Source organism: Streptomyces sp. NPDC054783 (genome assembly GCF_053611725.1).
In genome coordinates, this window is the sequence record NZ_JBSHAY010000001.1 from 204463 (window position 1) to 222900 (window position 18438).

18 protein-coding genes and 2 pseudogenes are annotated in these 18438 nt (G+C 71.5%); 7 read left to right on the forward strand and 13 right to left on the reverse strand.

Features of this window, described 5'->3' with window-relative positions; all coding sequences use genetic code 11:
• The first annotated feature begins 37 nt into the window (after positions 1-37).
• Positions 38-241 carry a pyridoxamine 5'-phosphate oxidase family protein gene (locus tag ACWGJ5_RS00940; RefSeq protein WP_453307668.1) on the forward strand — a complete coding sequence of 68 codons (204 nt, stop codon included), beginning with the start codon at positions 38-40 and terminating at the stop codon, positions 239-241.
• Between the two features lie 35 nt (positions 242-276).
• Here ACWGJ5_RS00940 and ACWGJ5_RS00945 read toward each other — a convergent pair whose 3' ends face one another.
• Entirely contained in the window at positions 277-741 is a 465-nt protein-coding gene (locus ACWGJ5_RS00945) for a pyridoxamine 5'-phosphate oxidase family protein (RefSeq protein WP_453307669.1), read from the reverse strand.
• 315 nt (positions 742-1056) lie between these two features.
• Positions 1057-1740, reverse strand: a complete 684-nt coding sequence (locus ACWGJ5_RS00950) for a CBS domain-containing protein (RefSeq protein ID WP_453307670.1) — start codon at positions 1738-1740, stop codon at positions 1057-1059.
• 294 nt (positions 1741-2034) lie between these two features.
• On the opposite strand from ACWGJ5_RS00950, the gene ACWGJ5_RS00955 reads away from it, so the two are divergent.
• The 5 genes and pseudogenes from ACWGJ5_RS00955 to ACWGJ5_RS00975 all read left to right on the forward strand — a co-directional run bounded on the left by ACWGJ5_RS00955 (position 2035) and on the right by ACWGJ5_RS00975 (position 7918).
• Positions 2035-2718 (forward strand): response regulator, encoded by a 684-nt coding sequence (locus tag ACWGJ5_RS00955; protein WP_453307671.1) that lies wholly within the window; start codon positions 2035-2037, stop codon positions 2716-2718.
• A gap of 172 nt (positions 2719-2890) precedes the next feature.
• Positions 2891-4606 (forward strand): sensor histidine kinase, encoded by a 1716-nt coding sequence (locus tag ACWGJ5_RS00960; RefSeq protein ID WP_453307672.1) that lies wholly within the window; start codon positions 2891-2893, stop codon positions 4604-4606.
• 628 nt (positions 4607-5234) lie between these two features.
• Positions 5235-5867: pseudogene (locus tag ACWGJ5_RS00965) on the forward strand (amino acid kinase family protein); the annotation flags it as partial.
• A gap of 354 nt (positions 5868-6221) precedes the next feature.
• A complete protein-coding gene (locus ACWGJ5_RS00970; protein WP_453308245.1) occupies positions 6222-7127 on the forward strand; it encodes a universal stress protein in 906 nt (301 codons plus the stop codon).
• Positions 7124-7918 (forward strand): universal stress protein, encoded by a 795-nt coding sequence (locus ACWGJ5_RS00975; RefSeq protein WP_453308246.1) that lies wholly within the window; start codon positions 7124-7126, stop codon positions 7916-7918. The genes ACWGJ5_RS00970 and ACWGJ5_RS00975 overlap by 4 nt, the downstream gene beginning before the upstream one ends.
• Before the next feature lie 61 nt (positions 7919-7979).
• Here ACWGJ5_RS00975 and ACWGJ5_RS00980 read toward each other — a convergent pair whose 3' ends face one another.
• Positions 7980-8114 (reverse strand): hypothetical protein, encoded by a 135-nt coding sequence (locus ACWGJ5_RS00980; RefSeq protein ID WP_453308286.1) that lies wholly within the window; start codon positions 8112-8114, stop codon positions 7980-7982.
• Between the two features lie 67 nt (positions 8115-8181).
• Positions 8182-8379, reverse strand: a pseudogene (locus ACWGJ5_RS00985) (SpoIIE family protein phosphatase); the annotation flags it as partial.
• Between the two features lie 312 nt (positions 8380-8691).
• On the opposite strand from ACWGJ5_RS00985, the gene ACWGJ5_RS00990 reads away from it, so the two are divergent.
• Positions 8692-9000, forward strand: a complete 309-nt coding sequence (locus ACWGJ5_RS00990) for an SHOCT domain-containing protein (protein ID WP_453307673.1) — start codon at positions 8692-8694, stop codon at positions 8998-9000.
• Positions 9001-9045: 45 nt separating this feature from the next.
• On the opposite strand, the gene ACWGJ5_RS00995 is transcribed toward ACWGJ5_RS00990, so the two are convergent.
• The 9 genes from ACWGJ5_RS00995 to ACWGJ5_RS01035 all read right to left on the reverse strand — a co-directional run bounded on the left by ACWGJ5_RS00995 (position 9046) and on the right by ACWGJ5_RS01035 (position 18428).
• A complete protein-coding gene (locus tag ACWGJ5_RS00995; RefSeq protein ID WP_453307674.1) occupies positions 9046-9645 on the reverse strand; it encodes an alpha/beta hydrolase in 600 nt (199 codons plus the stop codon).
• 574 nt (positions 9646-10219) lie between these two features.
• Positions 10220-11482 carry a cation:proton antiporter gene (locus ACWGJ5_RS01000; protein ID WP_453307675.1) on the reverse strand — a complete coding sequence of 421 codons (1263 nt, stop codon included), beginning with the start codon at positions 11480-11482 and terminating at the stop codon, positions 10220-10222.
• Positions 11479-12570, reverse strand: a complete 1092-nt coding sequence (locus ACWGJ5_RS01005; protein ID WP_453307676.1) for an aminotransferase class I/II-fold pyridoxal phosphate-dependent enzyme — start codon at positions 12568-12570, stop codon at positions 11479-11481. Before ACWGJ5_RS01005 ends, ACWGJ5_RS01000 begins: the two co-directional genes overlap by 4 nt.
• A gap of 45 nt (positions 12571-12615) precedes the next feature.
• Positions 12616-13134 (reverse strand): flavin reductase family protein, encoded by a 519-nt coding sequence (locus ACWGJ5_RS01010; RefSeq protein WP_453307677.1) that lies wholly within the window; start codon positions 13132-13134, stop codon positions 12616-12618.
• The gene (locus ACWGJ5_RS01015; RefSeq protein ID WP_453307678.1) at positions 13131-14759 is read right to left on the reverse strand and encodes a tryptophan halogenase family protein; all 1629 of its coding nucleotides are present in this window, start codon (positions 14757-14759) and stop codon (positions 13131-13133) included. The genes ACWGJ5_RS01010 and ACWGJ5_RS01015 overlap by 4 nt, the downstream gene beginning before the upstream one ends.
• A 43-nt stretch (positions 14760-14802) precedes the next feature.
• A complete protein-coding gene (locus ACWGJ5_RS01020; protein ID WP_453307679.1) occupies positions 14803-16209 on the reverse strand; it encodes an FAD-binding oxidoreductase in 1407 nt (468 codons plus the stop codon).
• Positions 16209-16922, reverse strand: a complete 714-nt coding sequence (locus ACWGJ5_RS01025; protein WP_453307680.1) for a hypothetical protein — start codon at positions 16920-16922, stop codon at positions 16209-16211. Before ACWGJ5_RS01025 ends, ACWGJ5_RS01020 begins: the two co-directional genes overlap by 1 nt.
• Positions 16923-17010: 88 nt before the next feature.
• The gene (locus tag ACWGJ5_RS01030; RefSeq protein WP_453307681.1) at positions 17011-17760 is read right to left on the reverse strand and encodes an SDR family oxidoreductase; all 750 of its coding nucleotides are present in this window, start codon (positions 17758-17760) and stop codon (positions 17011-17013) included.
• The gene (locus ACWGJ5_RS01035) at positions 17757-18428 is read right to left on the reverse strand and encodes a DUF6875 domain-containing protein (protein WP_453307682.1); all 672 of its coding nucleotides are present in this window, start codon (positions 18426-18428) and stop codon (positions 17757-17759) included. Before ACWGJ5_RS01035 ends, ACWGJ5_RS01030 begins: the two co-directional genes overlap by 4 nt.
• Positions 18429-18438 lie beyond the last annotated feature (10 nt).

An 18438-nucleotide genomic window follows, 5' to 3' on the forward strand; every position in this document is an offset into this window, starting at 1 on the left:
CGCGGGGCGGGGGCCGAACGGGGGCCTGCGCCTGCCCGTGACGGCTCCTGTCGGCCGGATCGTCCACACGCGCGTGGCGTTGCCCGCCGTCCTGCCGGTCAACTTCCGCCCTGACCGCGACGGCGCCGTGGTGCTGCGCACCGCGGCGGCTTCGGAATGGGCTCACGCGGTCGCGGAACTGGTCACCGGGCAGGAACTCCTCGCCGGCCACACGATGTACGGCTCGCACCTCTCCGTCTGACCGCAGGGCGCCGCAGCGACGGCAGGCGACCGTGGTCAGGCGGTTCCGGGCTCTTCGGCCGTGGTGAGCCGGACACCGGTGATCAGGTCGGGGCGGATGCGCACCGCGTAGTCCATGGTCTGGATCACCCACGGCTGGAGCAGCCCCTGGTAGCGGGCCAGCTCCTCGGGATCGGTCACGAGGTGGGCATAGCCGGTGACGACCACGCTCCAACCCAGATGGGTGTGCGGGTCGATGGTGTCTGCCTCGTAGGCGACGACGACGCCCGGGGCGCCCGCCTGCCGGGCGCGTGAGGTCAGCGCCGCACCTTCATGCGTGCGGATGACGATGTCGCCGTCGTCCAGGACGTGGTTGACCGGGCGGACGGTGGGCAGCGCCTGACGGGTGAAGACGATCCTGCCGAGGGAGACGCTGCCCAGCAGCCGCAGCGCCTCGTCGCTGTCGAGCTCGACGCTGCGACGCGGTCCGGCGGGAACGGTCCCGACGTTGTCGACGGTCATGGCGGGCTTCCGTACGGACTCGCTGCTCACTGCGGTGTGTCTCCGGCCGACGCGGAGGGGTTTCCACGCGCCCCGCCGCCGTCGAGACGAGCGGTGTACCGGTACGGCATGTGCGCTGTCCTCCTGGTCGCGGCGGCTGCCTGTCCGCGGCGTCGGCGAGCCCGAGGCCACGGACAGATCGATCAGGTCATTGGAACGGCACCGGGGCTCCGCACACCAGGGCCGTTCGGCCCTGCTTCCCGCCGGGCGGACTTCGCGTGAGCAGGATCCGCGGCACGACCCGCCGCCCGGCTCAGCCGCCGACCGGTGTCCGGTTCAGGGAGACTCACCGTGCGGCCACGGCCGGCAGTCGTCGCCGGCGAACTCCAGGTGGTTCACCACACCGACGACCCCGTCCACCCGCCAGGTCGACCGGATCACCGACGGGATGTCGCTGCGCCGGGGGAGGCACCCGTCCAGTACGACCATGCCGTCCCGGACGGAGACGGTGACCCCAGCGCATGCCAGGCCGAGTGCGCCGGGCAGCGCCTCCTCGATCACCTGCCGGCGAACCTCCTCGTCCGTACGGAGGAAGGCCCGCAGCAGGTCACGACGGGTGGCGATGCCGATGATGCGGTCCTCCTCGTCCACCACGGGCAGCCGGTCGACCCGATGACGCTCCATCATCCGTGCGGCGTCCGACACACGTTGCTCCGGGTGAACCGTGACCGCGGGGCTCGTCATGAGCTCTCCCGCGGCCGTGGCCGCCGAACCACGCGTCGAGCGCCTCGGACCGGGCAACGGAAACCGACGGCCCCGCCCTGTTCGTGTCCGGGCCGGCCGTCCATGCGCGAGGTCGGTACCGGAGACCACGCCGACCACCTTGTCGTCGGGGTCGACGACCGGAAGCGCACGGATGCGGTGCCGGTTCAGCAGCCGCAGCACCTCCTCCGACGATGTCTCCCGGCTCGCACAAACGACATCGCTGTTCATGATCTCGCCGACGATGTGTGTCTTCATGGGTCTCGCCCTCCTTGCTCCGCCGCCTCTTCAGGCTCGCAGTCGGCTGCCCCGGCAGGCAGGGCCGGACGTATCAGGAAACGGGCCGACCCGCCCCGCGCGGGTGCACGACGGCGGCGCCGGGCGTCCCACGCCCAGTGGGTCCGTCGTGGCAAGGTGAAATCAGGGCCGACCGGCCCTGGTCCTTGGGTCCGGAAACAAGAAATATCTCGGTGGGCAGGGTCGGTCCTGTCCACCGGCGGACATCGGCGCGGAACGCGGAACAAGCGGAACAAGCGGAACAAGGAGTCTTCGATGGCGGACGGCGAGCAGGACAGCACGATCCGGGTCTTCCTGCTGGACGACCACGAGGTGGTGCGGCGCGGCGTGCGCGACCTGCTGAACGACGAGCCCGACATCACTGTGATCGGCGAGGCCGGCACGGTGGAGCAGGCCCTGGTGCGCGTCCCCGCGCTGCGCCCGCAGGTGGCCGTGCTCGACGTACGCCTGCCCGACGGCGACGGCGTGACCGTGTGCCGCGAGCTGCGCTCCCGGATGCCCGAGCTGGCCTGCCTCATGCTGACCTCCTTCGACGACGAGGAGGCGCTGCTCGACTCGATCATGGCGGGCGCGTCCGGTTACGTCCTGAAGCAGATCCAGGGCTCCGACCTGGTATCGGCTGTCCGCACCGTCGCCAGTGGCCAGTCTCTGCTCGACCCGAGCGCCACCACCAAGCTGATGGCCCGGCTGCGCGGCGGTGAGCAGCAGGAGCAGCAGCCCGACGAACTGCAGGGTCTGACGGAACGTGAGCGGGAGATCCTGGCCCTGATCGGGGAGGGGCTGACCAACCGCCAGATCGGTCAGCGGCTCTACCTCGCCGAGAAGACGGTCAAGAACCACATCTCCCGGCTGCTCGCCAAGCTCGGCGTCGAGCGGCGTATCCAGGCCGCCGTCATCGCCACCCAGGTCCAGGACCGGCAGCGGCAGGAAGGCTCCTGAAATCCCGGGACCGCCGCCTGCCTGTCCCTGTTTCGCTTTCCGGCCGTCCCACCTCGCATCCTCGAGCCGGCCAGTGGTCCCGGCCTCGTACCGCCTCCCAGCGTGGGCCGCTACCGTGGCCCCTGGCCGGAACGACGGGCCGACGGCGAGCGAGGGGCTGGGAGGACAGCTGGTGGGAAGCACCGAGGGCACGCAGGTGCGACTGCCGCAGTTGCGGTTGGACGAACTGCTGGCAGAGTTGCAGGCGCGCCTGGACGCGGCCCGCGGCACTCGGGACCGGGTGCACAGCCTGCTGGAGGCCGTCCTCTCGGTCGGCCGGGAGCTGGACCTCAAGCAGGCACTGCGCAGCATCGTGGAAGCGGCCGCCGTTCTGGTCGAGGCCGAGTACGCGGCCCTGGGTGTGATCGGACCGGACGGGAAACGGCTGTCGGAATTCCTCACGGTCGGCGTCGGCGAGGAGCAGATCACCCGGATCGGGCCCTACCCGGAAGGTCACGGCATCCTCGGTCAGTTGATCCGGCACCCCGAACCGCTGCGGCTGGCCAAGCTCTCGGAGCACTCCGCTTCGTACGGCTTCCCGCCGGGCCATCCGCCCATGAACAGTTTTCTCGGCGTACCGATCCGGGTGCGCGACCAGGTGTTCGGCAACCTGTACCTGACCGAGAAGCGTGGCGGGGCACAGTTCGACGAGGAGGACGAGTCGGTCCTGTCCACCCTCGCCGTCGCCGCGGGCGTGGCCATCGACAACGCCCGCCTGTACGAGGAGTCCCGGCTGCGGGAACGCTGGCTGCAGGCGAGCGCGGAGATCACCCACGGCCTCATGTCCGGCAGCGGCCGCGGTGAGGCCCTCGGACTGATCGCCGAACGCGCCCTGGAGATCACCGACGCGGTGCTCGCCGTGGTCGCGGTGCCCATGGAGGGCACCGGCGCTCTCACGGTGGAACTCGCGATCGGACAGGAGGCGGAAGGCCACAGCGGCCTCGTACTGCCGGTCGACGACAGCCTGATCGGCCGTGCCTTCGCCACCGCCGCGCCCGTCACCAGCCCCGATGTGTCCCGCGGCGACAAAGACTCGGCCGCCCCGCCACGCTTCACCGGACTCGGTCCGGCCGTCGCCGTCCCGATCGGTACCGGCGAGGGTGTGCGGGGTGTGGTGCTGCTGGTCCGTGCGGCGGGCCGGACAGAGTTCACCGACAAGGAGACCCAGCCGCTGCAGGGATTCGCCGCGCAGGCGGCCGTCGCGATGGAGCTCGCGCAGCGCCGGCAGGACGCCGAGCAGATCAGGCTGCTGGAGGACCGCGACCGTATCGCCCGGGACCTCCACGACCTGGCCATCCAGCGGCTGTTCGCCACCGGCATGACCCTGCAGAGCGCGGGCCGGTTCATCGAGCACCCCGAGGCCTCGGAGCGGGTGCTGCGCGCGGTGGACGACCTGGACGAGACGATCAAGATCATCAGGTCGACGATCTTCGGGCTGCGGACACGGGAGGGCGCCGACGGTCCCGGCCTGCGGGCCCGGGCAGTACGCGTGGCCGGCGAGGCGGCACCGGTCCTGGGCTTCGCGCCCAGCCTGCGCATGGAGGGCCTGCTGGACACCCATGTGCCGAAGGAGGCCGCCGATCATGTGGTGGCCGTCCTCTCGGAGGCACTGACCAACACCGCTCGGCACGCGCATGCCGACCGCGCCGAGGTCGCCCTGACGACCGACGGCCGCGAACTCTGCCTCACCGTCTCCGACAACGGCGTGGGAATCCCGCCCGAGGGCCGCCGCAGCGGCCTGCGCAACATGGCCGAGCGGGCCGAACAGCTGGGCGGGGACCTGACGTTCACCGGCCCGCCCGGCGGCGGCACCACGATCGTCTGGCGGGTGCCGGTGGCGGACGCCTAGCGGCGCGCACCTCGTCGCCGCCGCGGTCCGCTCGGCCCACGGCCCACGGCCCACGGCCCACGGCCCACGGTCCGCCGGGGTCGCCGCCTCGGCGCCCAGATGCCACACGTGGGGTGCGAACAGCCGGGACCAGCCGGTGAGTTCGGCCGACGACAACCGCCCTCGCCCGTACGCCGCCGACGACAACGGCCGTCGCCCTTTGCCGACGAGGGCGACGGCCGTCGTGCGAGCGTCGTGCCTCCCCCGACACGAGACCCGCGCGGACGTCCTTGCCACTCGTGGGGACCGCGGGAAGGAGCCGCCCCACCTCTTCGGAGTCGCAAGGACGTGGCACCGCAGCCTGGTTGCCGTCGCGTCCGGAGGGGACTGCCGCGGTTGCTGCCTACGAGAGTGGAACCGGGACGGGCTGCCGGGAAGTGGGCCGACCGGCCCTCGGGGCAGGGTCCGAAGGCCCCGTTGTGACACCGGCCGGACCGCGGGGCCGCCGGTGTGGGCCGAGCGGGTTCGGGCGCCGGGACCATCGGGGCCGCGTGCGGACCGTGTGGCCGCTGACCGGGATCTGCGGGGCGCAGAGGGATCGTCGGCGGCTCGGCCCACCCCACAAGCGATCCGCACAAGGAGCACCGGCATGCCCAGAACCACAGGAGACGGAAAGGGTACGGCGCCCCGTGCGGCGCTCGGCCTCCCCGCCGCCTCCGCGCTCGTCATCGGCAGCATCATCGGCACCGGAGTCTTCGCGCTGCCGTCCGCCCTCGCGCCCTACGGGCCGATCTCCCTCGTCGCGTTCGTGGCCATCACCCTCGGCGCACGACGCCTTCGCCCAGGTGCTGCGCGACCACGGCGCCCGCGTCCGCTCGCCCGCAGGTGCCACTGGCACATCGCCCGGGACACCACCGGCTGGCGTCGGGTGGTCGCCTCGCCCGAGCCGGAGCGGATCGTGGAGACCGACACCATCCACGACCTGCTGACCTGCGGTGCACTGGTGATCGTCGGCGGCGCGGGAGGCGTGCCCGTCACCGCCGACCGGGACACCGGCGCACTGACCGGCGTCGACGCCGTCATCGGCAAGGACCTCACCGCGGCCCTCCTCGCCGAGCACCTCAAGGCCGACTTCCTGCTCATCCTCACCGATGTGCCGCACGTCTACGAGGCCTACGGCGCACCGCGCCGACGACCGATGTGCGACGCCACCCCCGAGGAGCTGCGCCGGCGCGGGTTCCCCGCCGGTTCGATGGGCCCCGAGGCCGAGGCCGCCGCCCGCGTCGTCGAGCGCGTCGGCGGCCTGGCCGCGATCGGCGCCCTGGATGCCGCGTACGAGATCGTGCCCGGCTGCTCGGGCACACTGATCCGCCCGGACCTCACGGCCGGCCGAGCACGGTGCGGTGGCCGAGCTCGGCTCCTGGGAGCCTTGCCGTGCCGTGCGACGCAAGGTCCGGCTCCCGCCAACCAGCCCGCCGGACCGGGACGTTCAGCCCATCCGAAGGAGACCTTCGGCATCCGGCGGGACGCCGCGCACCGGACGAGAGTGAGTGAGGGACGAGGGGCAGTGGCCCCTGTCCGCGCAATCCGGAATACGACGCTGGAATCGGGTCCCCCGATTCAGGAGGTGGAGATCATGCCCCGCACCATCACCGTGGGTCTCGACGGCTCGCCCGAGAGCCGCGCCGCCGCGGAGTGGGCCGCCCGCGAGGCGGAGCTGCGCGGACTGCCCGTGAAACTCGTCCAGGTCTGGGAGCCGGCACCGGCCCCGACGGCGCACGCCCCGTTCCTGGGCGCCGAGACCTATCAGCACTGGACCGAGCGGATTCCCCGGGAGTCCGCCGAGGGCCTGCGGCTGTGCCACCCCGATGCCGAGGTGAGCACGGAGCAGCTCAGCGGTTCGCCTGCCGAGGCCCTGGTCGGCGTGGCGAAGGACGCCGAACTGCTGGTCCTCGGCTCGCGTGGGCTGGGCGGGATCGCCGGTTTCCTGGTCGGCTCGGTCGGACTCGCGGTCGTGGCGCACGCCGAGCGGCCCGTCGTCCTGGTCCGGGCCGGCGAGCAGGCGGCGGACGAGCACGAGTCGGACGCGGACGGTGACCCGTCCGCCGCCGCCTCCTTCCGCCCGGTCGTCCTCGGGCTCGACCTCGACAGCCCCGACGAGACCGTGATCGGGTTCGCCCTCGACGCCGCCGTCCGCCGCAACGCGCCGCTGCGTGTCGTACACGGCTGGAACCCGACGCCGTACTACGCCTACGGCATGGCCCCCGACCCCGGGGTCCGGCAGTTGCTGGCGGACAGCGACGCCAGCGCCCTGGCCGAAGTGCTGGGCCCCTGGCGGCAGAAGTTCCCGGACGTCGAGGTCGTCGCTGAGTCGCGCTTCGGCAGCCCGTCCAACCTCCTGATCGACGCCTCCCGCGAGGCCTCGCTGGTGGTCGTCGGCCGGCGCATCCGCCGGGCCCCCGCGGGTGCCCACGTCGGACCCGTCACCCATGCCGTCCTGCACCACGCCGCCGCCCCCGTCGCCGTCGTCCCGCACGACTGACCCAGCCCGAGGAGCAGACATCCGCCGAGGAGGCCGAGCTGCTGGTGCTGGGCTCCCGCGGCCTGACCGGCTTCACGGGGCTTCTGGTCGGCTCGGTCGCGCCGGGCGTGGTCGCGAAGGCCACGTGTCCCGTCGTCCTCGTACGAGCGGGGGAGGAGGCCGGGGACGAGCACGTACCGGATGACAACGGCAGCCCGTCCACCCGGACCGGATACCTGGACGTGGTGCTCGGCATCGGCCTCGCCGACCCCTGCGACGAAGTGATCGAGTTCGCCTTCGAGGCGGCCAGGCTGCGGCGGGCCCGGCTCCGTGTGGTGCGCGCCTGGCAGCCGCCGTCCGCGATCGGCCTCGGCCCCGGCGACATCGCACTGGTCGACGAGCCCCGGCGGGCCGAGGAGTGGCGGGGATACCTGTCCGCCGTCCTGCACATGTGGCGCGACAAGTACCCTCGAACCAAGGACGACGCGATCCTGGTCAACTCCAGCCGCGGCGGCCTCGTGGACACCGACGCCCTGCTGGAGACGCCGCGCGCGGGGCGGTTGAGCGGTGTCGGCCTCGACGTGTACGAGGAGGAGGCCGGTGTGTTCTTCCTGGACAAGTCGCCGGAGGTGATGACCGACGAACGACTTGCCAGGCTGATGACCTTCAGCAACGTCCTGGTCACCTCGCACCAGGCGTACTTCACCAGGGACGCCGTCGGGCAGATCGCCCAGACGACCGCGGCCAACGTCGAGGACTACTTCGCCGGCCGCTCCGGCGACAACGTGCTGGTCGGCCCCGACACGGCCTGACATCCGCCGGCACGGTCACAGCCGACCCGGGCGCGACGAACGGGTGGCCGATGACATGGCTTCATGGGGTCAGGCGGGCGGCGAGGAAAGCGACGTCGTCCTGGAAGCTGCCTTGGCGCTCGTCGAGGAGGGCCTCGCACAGCTGGGTCGGCGGAGCGGCGGCGTTGACGGCGGCGGCCGCGGCGGCACCGCGCATGCCGGCATCGATCCGGGCGGCCGTGCCGTTCGACCAGTCCGTCGGCGTGCAGCAGCGGGCTGGTGCCCTGCGACAGGGGGCATGCGTGGTCGGGGCGGGGGAGGCCGGGGTCGACGCCGAGGAGCAGGCCGGTTTCTCCGGGCAGGTCGCGGGCCTGGTGGTCGGGAGTGACGGCCAGGAGCGGCGGATGGCCGGCGCTGGACCAGCGCAGCAGCCTGCCCCCGTCGGGCGCCGGTTCGAGGCGGGCGACGAGGACGGTGGCCATGGGGCCGCCGTGCAGGATGTCGCACGGCGGCCGGTAGGTGGGCTCGGGGTCGCGGAGCAACCGTCAGTTCTCCGCGGCGAGTTGGAAGGAGGCGGGCGGGCCGACGAGTCCGGTCAGCAGCATGGCCTGGCCCGTTCGGCGGCTCGAAGAGGCGGGCAGGGGCGATCGCCACACCCGCCTGGACGAGCGCCGGCATCTGTCGCTGCTCCGCCGCGGCCGTTAGCCCGGCGCCCGGCGGCGAGCGACGATGGACGGGGAGAGATCCGCTGACGCGATCCTCGTCCAGGGAGCACCTGGGAAGGTGAGGTACAGATGATGTTCTGGTACGGCCACGGCATGAACGGTTGGGGCTGGGTCGTGATGTCCCTCGGCACGCTGCTGTTCTGGGCGCTGATCATCACTGTCGGTGTGCTGCTCTTCCGAGCTCTGGCCCGCCCCACCCCGCGCGGGGTGGAGCACGGAGCCTGGCAGCCGACACACCCGGGCAACGGCGCCGAGCAGATCCTCGCCGAACGGTACGCACGCGGCGAGATCGACGACGAGGAGTACCACCGCCGACTGGCCACTCTTCGCGGATCATCCGCAGGCCCCTCCCGACCCTCAGGTCCCCCAGGTCGTTAGAACCCGACGCGGTGCGCAGCACCGACCGCGAACCATTGCCGTGCTTCAGCGCGCGGTGCCCCAGGCATCGGCCGGGGAGGACGGCTGCCGCGCAGACAGCCAGGAACGTACTCGCGATGCCGCCGAGGGCGGCGGCACGCTCGGGGTACCCGTCGGAACCGGTGTCCGCGAGCCGGGCCGCGCCGAGCCGGCAGCGGTCGCGCCCTGCAGGATCAAGTCGGCGACGGCGTCGGGATGGGCGATGAGTGACACATGGCAGGAGTTGATCTCCACGGTGTGGGACTTGGCGCGTCTGGCCTGGAAGCGTTCCTGGTCCGGGTTGATGGTCATGTCCTGGCGGCTCACGAGAGCCCAGGACGGAATGTTCTTCCAGGCCGCGACCTTGGCGGTCTGCGAGAACGCCGTCGTCGCGGCCGGGCGCTGGGTGACCCCGAGCAGGTTCGCCCGGCTCCTGGGCAGGCAGGCGGCGAAGAGCGGGTACACCTTGTCCCGCTTGAGGTACAGATCGGTCCCACTGGCCTGAGTCGTTCGATAGGGCACGGAGGTGGTGGCGGTGGCGAGGGCAGTGGGGAACCGGGCGGCCAGGGACATGCCGCTCTCCCCGACGTCGGGCATCTGCGCGGATATGTAGACCAGGGACTTCACCTCCGGGTTGCCCGCCGCGGCCGTGCTGATGACGGTAGGAGTGACCGACCAGGACGACAGGACCTTTGACCGACTTCAGCACCGAGGCGATGTATGCGGAGTCGCTGTACAGGCCGCGCAGCGGATTGGCCGGGGCCATGACCGTGTAACCGCGGCGTTCGAGTCGTTCGATCACTCCGTTCCAGCTGGAGGCGTCTGCGAACGCACCGTGCACCAGGACGATGGTCGGTTTCTCGCCGCTCGCGCCGGCGTCACCCGGCACGGCAGGGGCGGTGGTGGTCGTCGCGCACAGGGCGGCGACGGCGCATCCCGCCGTCGCGAAGCGGAGGGGCAGCGTGCGGCGCAGTGCGCTTCGGACCGTTGCCGTCATGCCGTTCTCGCTTTCGCTGGGCCTCCTATGGCACCTCAGCGTTCACCCATCGGCGGGGGACAGGCACGGCAGCACCGTCCAACCAGGTGAATTTCTCCGGCACCTACAACGAGAAGAGGCCGACGGCAAGTTCCCGCATCAGGCTGCGGCTTCGGTCCGGCCTCCGGTACTTGCCGCCGGGCCGTGCGACTCCCTCACAGCCCACTACGCGCGCAGCGTCCCCCGCGAAGTCGACCGCTGCTCCGGACGCAGCCCCCTCTTCGGCGGTTGAGCCGCCGGAGCCAGTACTTTCAGGACCGGCACCGTCATCACCGTGGTGACCAGGGTCATCAGGACCATCAGGGAGTAGAGGGTCTGGTCGATGAGGTGCAGTTCCAGACCGGTGGACAGGATGACGATCTCCGTGAGACCACGGGTGTTCATGAGGACCGCGGCGATCAGGGACTGCCGCGGTTCGGCGCCGGACAGGTGCGCGCCTGCGTAGGCGCCCAGCGTCTTGGTGCCCGTGGCCACGGTGATGAGGAGGCCGAGCGTGAGGACGGTCTGGCCGCTGAACCCCGCAATGGCGACCTTGCTGCCCGCCACGAAGAAGTACAGCGGCAACAGCAGGCCGCCGGACTGCCGCATCCGGGTGGCGATGCCCGTGCGCAGCAGTGACGGCACGGAGTGCGGCACCATCGCCCCGAACGCGAACGCCCCGAAGATGAAGTGGATGCCGAGCCATTCGGTTGCGGCGGCCGATCCCAGGAGGCCGACGGCAAGGATCAGGAACGCCGTGTCCGCGCCGCCCGCCCCGCGACGGGCGGCGCGGCGCATGAGCGCGGCGAGGAGGGGGCGGACCGCGCCGACCATGACCAGTGCGTACACCGGAAGCAGGGCGAGCCGCACCGGCACGGCGGCGTGGGCGTACGCAATGACGGCGGCCAGGCACACCCACGCCGCCACGTCCGTGACGGCGGCCGCGACGAGGACGACGGCTCCCATGGGCTCGTGGCCCAGGTGGTGGTCGGCCAGGATGCGGGCCAGCACGGGCAGCGCCGTCACGCACATCGCCACCCCGACGAACAGGACGAAGGCCGGATGGCTGCCCGGAGCATGGGCGGATGCCAGGGGCAGGGCGAGCGCCATCCCACCGAGGAGCGGCAGCAGGAGCCCACCTGCCGCGATGCCGCACGAAAGGCCCTTGCTGCCGTGCGGGAGGGCGTCCTTGGTTTCGAGGCCCACCAGGAACATGAACGTTGCCAGGCCCACGTCGGCCAGGGCGGTGAGGGCCGGGCGCGTGTCGGCCGGCAGCACGCGGCCGCTCACCGCCGGGGACAGGACCATGGGGCTGGCCAGGATCCCGGCGACGATCTCGCCCACCACCGGTGGTTGTCCCAGGCGGCTCAGCATGGCGCCGAGGAGCTTCGCGGCGGCGATGACGAACGCGAGGACGAGGAAGAGGTCCGCCTGGGCGTTTCCGGTCACTTGTCCGCCGTACAGAAGAGCCGGGCCGCGCCGAGCACGCGCCGGTGGGCTTCGTCGCCGCCCACCGTGATGCGTACGCCGGCCCCCGGATAGGCCCTGACCCGCACACCGGCCGCGAGTGCGGCCTGGGCGAAGCGTTCCGTCGCGGCTCCGAGCGCGAGCCACAGGAAGTTCCCGTACGACGGCAGCGGATCGAGTCCCTCGGCGCGCAGGCCGGCCGACAGCAGTGAGCGCCCACGCCGTACGGCGTCGAGCCGGGCCGCGAGCTGTCCGTGCTGCTCCAGGGAGACCTGCGCGGCGTGTTCGGCGGTGCGGGTGACCGAGAACGGGAGCAGTGTCTTGCCGGCCGGGCCGGCCAGGTCGGGGGCGGCCAGGGCGTATCCGGCACGCAGCCCGGCGAGACCGTACGCCTTGGAGAAGGTGCGCAGGAGCACGAGCCGGGGAGCAGTGCGCAGCAGGTCCAGGTCGTGCGTCTCCTCGTGCTCGTCGAACTCCACGTACGCCTGGTCGAGGACGGTTACGACGTGGGGCGGCAGCGATCCGAGGAAGGCGGCCAGGTCGGTGCGTGGGATGCGGCGGCCGGTGGGGTTGTGCGGGGAGCACAGGATGACGATGCGGGTGCGGGTGTTGACCTTCGCCGCGAAGGCCGACAGGTCGTGCTCGCCCGAGGGTGTCAGCGGGACCGGTGTGCCCTGGGCGCCCGCCGTCGTGATGAGGAAGGGGTACGCGTCGAAGCCGGGCCACGGGTAGAGGACTTCGTCGCCGGGGCCGCACAGCGCGAGCAGCAACTGGTGCAGGACGGCGCCGCTGCCGGGGCCGACCGCGACCTCTTCGGGGTCGGTGGCGAAGTGCCGGGCGACGGCTTGCCGCAGTGTGCGCGCTGTGGGGTCGGGATACAGGTGGACGCTGCGCGCGCTGAGGTGCAGCGACTCGACGACCGCCGGGAGCGGAGGCAGAGTCAGTTCGTTGTTGGCCAGGTCGAGCAGGCCGTCGGTGTCCTTCGCCGGCGGATCCGCCGCGCGGTAGGCGGGAAGCCGGGAGATCTCCGTGGTACGGAGAGGGACAGAGGGTACCTGGTTCGTGGGCATGAACGTCCTCGGCGGCTCAGCGGGACGGGGTGTGTCGGACGGGGGTCACTGGTGCGGCCATTTCATGAAGCGCCGCAGCCCGTACAGGAGCGGGGCGCCGCCACTGCGGACGATCGTGCGGACTTCGCCCAGCACCAGGGTGTGGTCGTGGACGTCGAGCAGTCCGGTCACGCGGCAGTCGGCCACGGCGAACGCGTCGTCCGCGAGGTGCGGCAGACCGGAGGGCGAGCGGCGCCAGCACACCCGCGCGAACCGATCGGGCTCGGGCCCCGCGAACAGCTCGGCCGTGCGCTGCCCCCCGCTGTGCAGGAGGTTGACGGCGAAACCGCCGTGCGCGGTCACCGCCTCCAGCGTGGCGCTGCCTCTGCGCAGGCTCACCAGCAGCGTGGGCGGGGCCACGGTGACGCTGGTGAGCGAGGAGCAGGTCATGCCGCGCGGCGTGCCCTCGGCGTCCAGACTGGTCACCACTGTGACGCCGGTGGGAAAGGAGCTCATCAGATCGCGATAGCGCCGCTCGTGCGCAGCGGTGGCGACCTTCCGGTGCGGTGCGGTCGCGCCGCTCATGAGGCGCCGTGCAGCCGGCGCAGCAGCTGGTGGGTGGAGGGCAGGGAGCGCACCCACTCGTGCTGTTTCCGTTTGATGTCCGCGAACAACTGCTCGGCCCGGGCGACGGATTCCGGTTTGTGGGCGAGGGAGGGCAGCGGATTGCGGGGGAGCATGCCGAGTCCGGCGAAGATGCAGTAGTAGCTGCCGTTGGTCCAGAAGTTGCGGAACTCGGCCTCGAAGTTCCCGTAGTAGGTGCCCTCGTCGCTGATGGGCAGGTTCACCGGCAGTCCGGCCCGGTAGGTCTCTGCCTTGTCCTTGATGCCGTCAGCGAGTTTCAGCTCCTTGTTGGCCCGCCAGAACCGTGTGTCCGTACGCGGTGAGAAGTAGTAGTGGGCCTGGAGGAAGTCCCGGGTGTCGTCGAACATTTCCTGGATCTCGCGGTTGAACCGGTCGCTGAGCACCGGGTCGAAGGTGCGGTCGGGGAAGTGTTTGGCGAGCATGTGGATGGCGGCGTAGACGAAGTAGATGCCGCTGGACTCCAGGGGTTCGACGAAGCAGGACGCCAGGCCGACGCTGACGCAGTTGCGCACCCAGGCCCGGCGGTTGCGGCCGACGCGGAAGCGGATGTGGTTGAACGGGGTCTGTTCGGGGTCGAGCCCCCACAGCCGGGCGAAGTCGGCGGTGGCCCGGTCGCGGTCGGCGAAGTGGCTGGAGAAGACGTAGCCGCTGCCGAACCGGCCGAGCATGGGGATCTTCCAGGTCCAGCCGGCGGGCATGGCTATGGAGGAGGTGTAGGGCTCGACGCCGTGTGTCTCGTCGTCGTGGGGCAGTGCGGTGGCCACGGCGCTGTCGCACAGCAGGTGGTCGCTCATGTCCAGGAACGGCTCGCCCATGGCCTGGTTGATGAGCAGGCCACGGAAGCCCGAACAGTCGATGAAGAGGTCGCCGTCCAGCAGCCGCCCGGACTTGGTGCGCAGTGCCGTGATGTAGCCGCGCTCGTCGGTGAGGGCTTCGGTCATTTCTTCCTCGACGTGCTCGACGGCCTGCTTGGTGACCGCGAAATTGCGCAGGAAGTCGGCGACGAGCTGTGCGTCGAAGTGCCAGGCGTAGTTGGTTGCGCGGCGCGAGTCCAGCCAGCGGGGCGCCTTGCCGGCGTCCATGATCGCCGTGTCGACGAAACAGGCGTGGTCGTAGGGCTCCGTGGTCTCGCCGCGCAGCGTCTTGGCGGCCCAGTAGTGGGACAGCGGGACGTGATCGGCGGACGGCAGCAGACCGAAGGGGTGGTGGAAGGTGTCCGCGTGCCCGTCGACCGTACGCGGGCTCGGGCTGCCCTCGCCCGGGGTGCGCCAGTTGATGAACTTGACGGCCATCTTGTAACTGGCGTTGCACTCGCGCATCCACTCCTCTTCGGCGATGCCGAGGTAGTCGAAGAAGGCGCGCTGCAGGTTGGGGATGGTGGCTTCGCCGACGCCGATGCGCGGGATGGCCGGCGCCTCCAGAACCGTGATCTTCACGGTGTTCTGCAACGCCTTGCCGAGGTAGGCCGCGGTCATCCAGCCGGCGGTGCCGCCGCCGAGAATGACGACCTTCTTGATGCGGGCGTCGTCGTGGGTGTCCAGGTGGCTGTCGGTTCGGTTGCTCATGGGATGCCGTCCTGATTCGTCTGTGATGATGCGGAGGCGGAGGTCAGTCGGTGAGCAGGCCGCGGGCGTGCAGGTCGGCGATGACCGGGCCGGGGAGCCGGGCGGCACGGGTCTGGGCCCGGGTGAGCGTGCTGGGGATGCTCTGCTCGAACGAGAAGAGGCCGTGGGGGTCGTAGCGGCGCTTGACCTCCATGAGGCGCGGCAGACCGTCGCCGTAGTAGGCGTGCAGCCAGTTCTCCAGATCGCGGTCGGGGCTGTTCACGTAGGCGCCGCCGGTCATGAACGGGAGCATCTCCGCGCGGGTGCCGGACAGCCAGTCCAGGTGTTCGGCGTCGGTGCCCGGATCGCTCCAGTGGCCGAGGTACTCCACGCACAGGAAGGCTGCCCGGTGCGCGAATGCGGAGTGATCGGGCGGCACGTCGGCCAGGACCGCTCCGCCCAGGCCGTACAGACCCGTCTTGACGCCGGGCGGCGCCTTCTCGTGCCGGCGGCCCAGGGTGCGCAGTGCCTCGGTGCCGAGTGGGCCTTCGGCCAGCGCTGGAGTGAACTTGGCGCGCACGGAAGGCACTTGTTCGGTCCAGGTGCCGATGCTGTCCCCGTACGGAAGGGCGCGTACGGAGGTCGTACGAGGCCGACAGGCGGTGGTCAACGGCCGGAGCAGGGCGGTGAGTTCGCGCTCGCCTCCTTCGAACAGGCCGGTGGCCAGGGCCCTGTCGGTGGAGACGGGGAAGAGGTTGAAGCGGGAGTTCACCCGTGGGTCCGCCTCGCGGAGCCAGTGCTGCCAGGCGTCGAGTGCGGCGATGCCGTCGCGCGCGTCCCATTCCAGTGCGAACAGGGTCACGTCGCCGATCGGGCGCATCGCGAACGTGTAGGAGGTGACGATCCCGAAGTTCCCGCCACCGCCTCCGCGTGAGGCCCAGAGCAGGTCCGGATGGTGGTCCGCGTCGACCGTCAGCTCCTCGCCGCGGGCGTCGACCAGGGTGAGTGCGACCAGGTGGTCGATGAGCAGGCCGCGGGAGCGCACCAGCATGCCGATGCCGCCGCCCAGGACGTGTCCGCCGATGCGGATGTCGGGGCACACGCCGGCGGGGATCGTGCCGCCGAGCGCCCACAGCGCCGCGTACGCCTCGCCGAGCAGGACGCCCGGGCCGAGTGTGGCGCGGGTGCGGTCACCGTTGACCGCCAGCGCCGCCAGGCGCGACACGTCGATGACGATGCCGTCGTCGAGGCCGCTGAACCCCTCGCTGTTGTGGCCGCCGGAGCGGATCCGGAACGGGATGCCGCGTTCACGGACGTAGCGGAGCGCTGCTGCCGTCTCGTGGCTGTCACCCGGCAGGAGGACGGCCCTGGGCCGGTAGTCGAAGCGCTCGTTCCACTGGCGCCGCGCCGTTTCGTAGCGTGTGTCGTCGGGTGTCACCACCGTGCCGATGGTGTCCGGATACGTTCCCATCAGGCGGCGTCCTCGTGGCCTCGGGCGAAGAACCTGATGGGCGTCCGCGCCGCCCGGTCCCCGTCGGCCGACGGCGGCTGCCAGGCGGCGAAGGTGTGGGTGACACCGCTGCCGCGGCTCTCCAGATAGCAGATGATGTTCAGCGGCCAGCCGGCGCTGCGGAAGAGGTACTCGTCCATGCGGCTGGGGTTCTCGCTCAGCAGCTCCCTGCGTTCGTGCGGAGGGCCCACGCGGTGCCAGTCCGGGTGCATGTGGACCGAGCCGAGCATCTCCAGGTCCGCCGCCTCGAACTCGCGGACCACCTTGAGGAGCTGGCGCGAGTCGCACCAGAATCCGCGCTCGCCGTCGTCGTACTGCTTGCCGAAGCGGGGCACGATGTTGTCCCGGAACTCCTCCAGCGGTACGTCGTCGACCGCGCGGACGTTGGCGGCGAAGGCGACGCGGCGCACGGTGAGGGCGTCGCCGTCCAGCGTGCCGCCCAGCAGGCCGAAGCTGTTGGGGCGGTGCAGACGTGAGCCGCCCGCGGCCACGGAGGCCAGGCCGAGCCGGTATTGGGCGACGGCGTCCTCGATGAACTCGGTGAAGACGTCCACGTCCGCGACGATCGCCGTGACGGCGGAGAAGGGGCTCACGGGCGGCGGAGCCTTCGTGTCGGCGTGTGCCGGGTGAGCGGTGCGTGGTGTATGGGCTTGCGCCGTCCCGGATTCGGGCATGACGGCGCTCCTTTCCGTGTGCGGGGGTGAGTGCGGTCCGTGCGTCGTCAGGCGGGCACGGGTGGCCGGGATGCGGTGGCCGGGCGGGTCAGACGATGCCGCCGTTGGACCGGACGACCTGTCCGTTGATCCAGCCGCCGGCTGGGCCGACGAGGAAGCTCACCAGATCGGCGATGTCCTCGGGGCGGCCGATGCGGCCGAGCGGCACCTGCCGGGCGAGAGCCTCGATGTCCTCGGGGGTTCTGCCGCGCAGGAACAATTCGGTGCCGGTCGGGCCCGGAGCAACGGCGTTGACCGTGACGTCGCGCCCGGCCAGCTCCCGCGCGAGGTGACGGACCAGCACCTCTACGGCGGCCTTGCTCGCGTTGTAGACGGCCTGTCCCGGCACGCCCAGGGCGATCGACGAGCTGGAGAAGGCCAGGACGCGCCCGCCGGGCCGCACGTGCCGGGCCGCGGCCCGCAGGAGACGGCAGGTTCCCAGGAGGTTGACGTCGACCACGTGTCGCAGGTCCGCCTCGTCGGTTTCGGCCAGGGGGCCGCGTCGGCGGGCGTGGGCGCCGGCACAGCCGATGACGATGTCGACGCCGCCGAATTCCTTCTCGGCACTTGCGAACAGCGCGTCGACGGTTTCCGCACGGGCGATGTCACCGCGTACCGCGACGGCACGGACCGCCGTGGCCTTCTCGATCCGGCGCACCAGCGCATCGGCGGACGAGGAGTCCTGGGCGTAGCCGACGACGAGGTCGACGCCGCTGTCGGCGAGGCGCTGTGCGAGGGCCGCGCCGATGCCACGGGTGCCGCCCGTCACGATCGCGACCCGCCGCGTGGAGGCCGTCATCGCCCCTCCTCCGTTATCTCGCCGAGCGCGGCCTGGCCCCGGGCCGCCCACGGCGAGCCCTCGGCGCCTTCGAAGCGGCGCTCGTAGGCATGGAGGAATCCGATGCGGTCGGACACGGGATCATCGGGGCGGTTGAGGAAGGGCAGGTCGGAGTCGACCATGTGCCGGATGGCGAGGAGCGGCACCGGGCTGCGCAGGGGCCTGAACGCGGGGTTGTGCAGGCCGCCTTGGGCGCTGCGCGGATGGAACTTGCCGATCATGAGGCCGGAGGCGACGAAGCTCGCCTTGAGCCTGCGGTGGGTCTCGTCCACCACGTCGGCGGCGTCCTCCTCGGCGACGTCGGGCAGGATCACCACGATCGCCTTGTCCAGGGCGCCGGGCCCGGACGTCGGTTCCATCGCGAGGAAGGCGGTGCGGTTGGCGGCGATGGCCTCGTCGATGTCACCGCGGGTGCGGCCCTGGGTGCGGACCACGGTGAAGGCGACATGGTTCGCCGCCAGTGCGCGCGGCATGTAGGGACAGACCGAGCCGCCGCGTCCGAGGCCGGGATGCGGCCGGCACAGGAACTCCTCGCACCAGGCGGCGGTGCGTTCGATGACGGGCAGATCGCGGCTGAGGCGGGCCAGTTCGTCGTAGCGGTAAAGGAAGGGTGCTGCTGTCGTGTTCATGGAGCCCCCG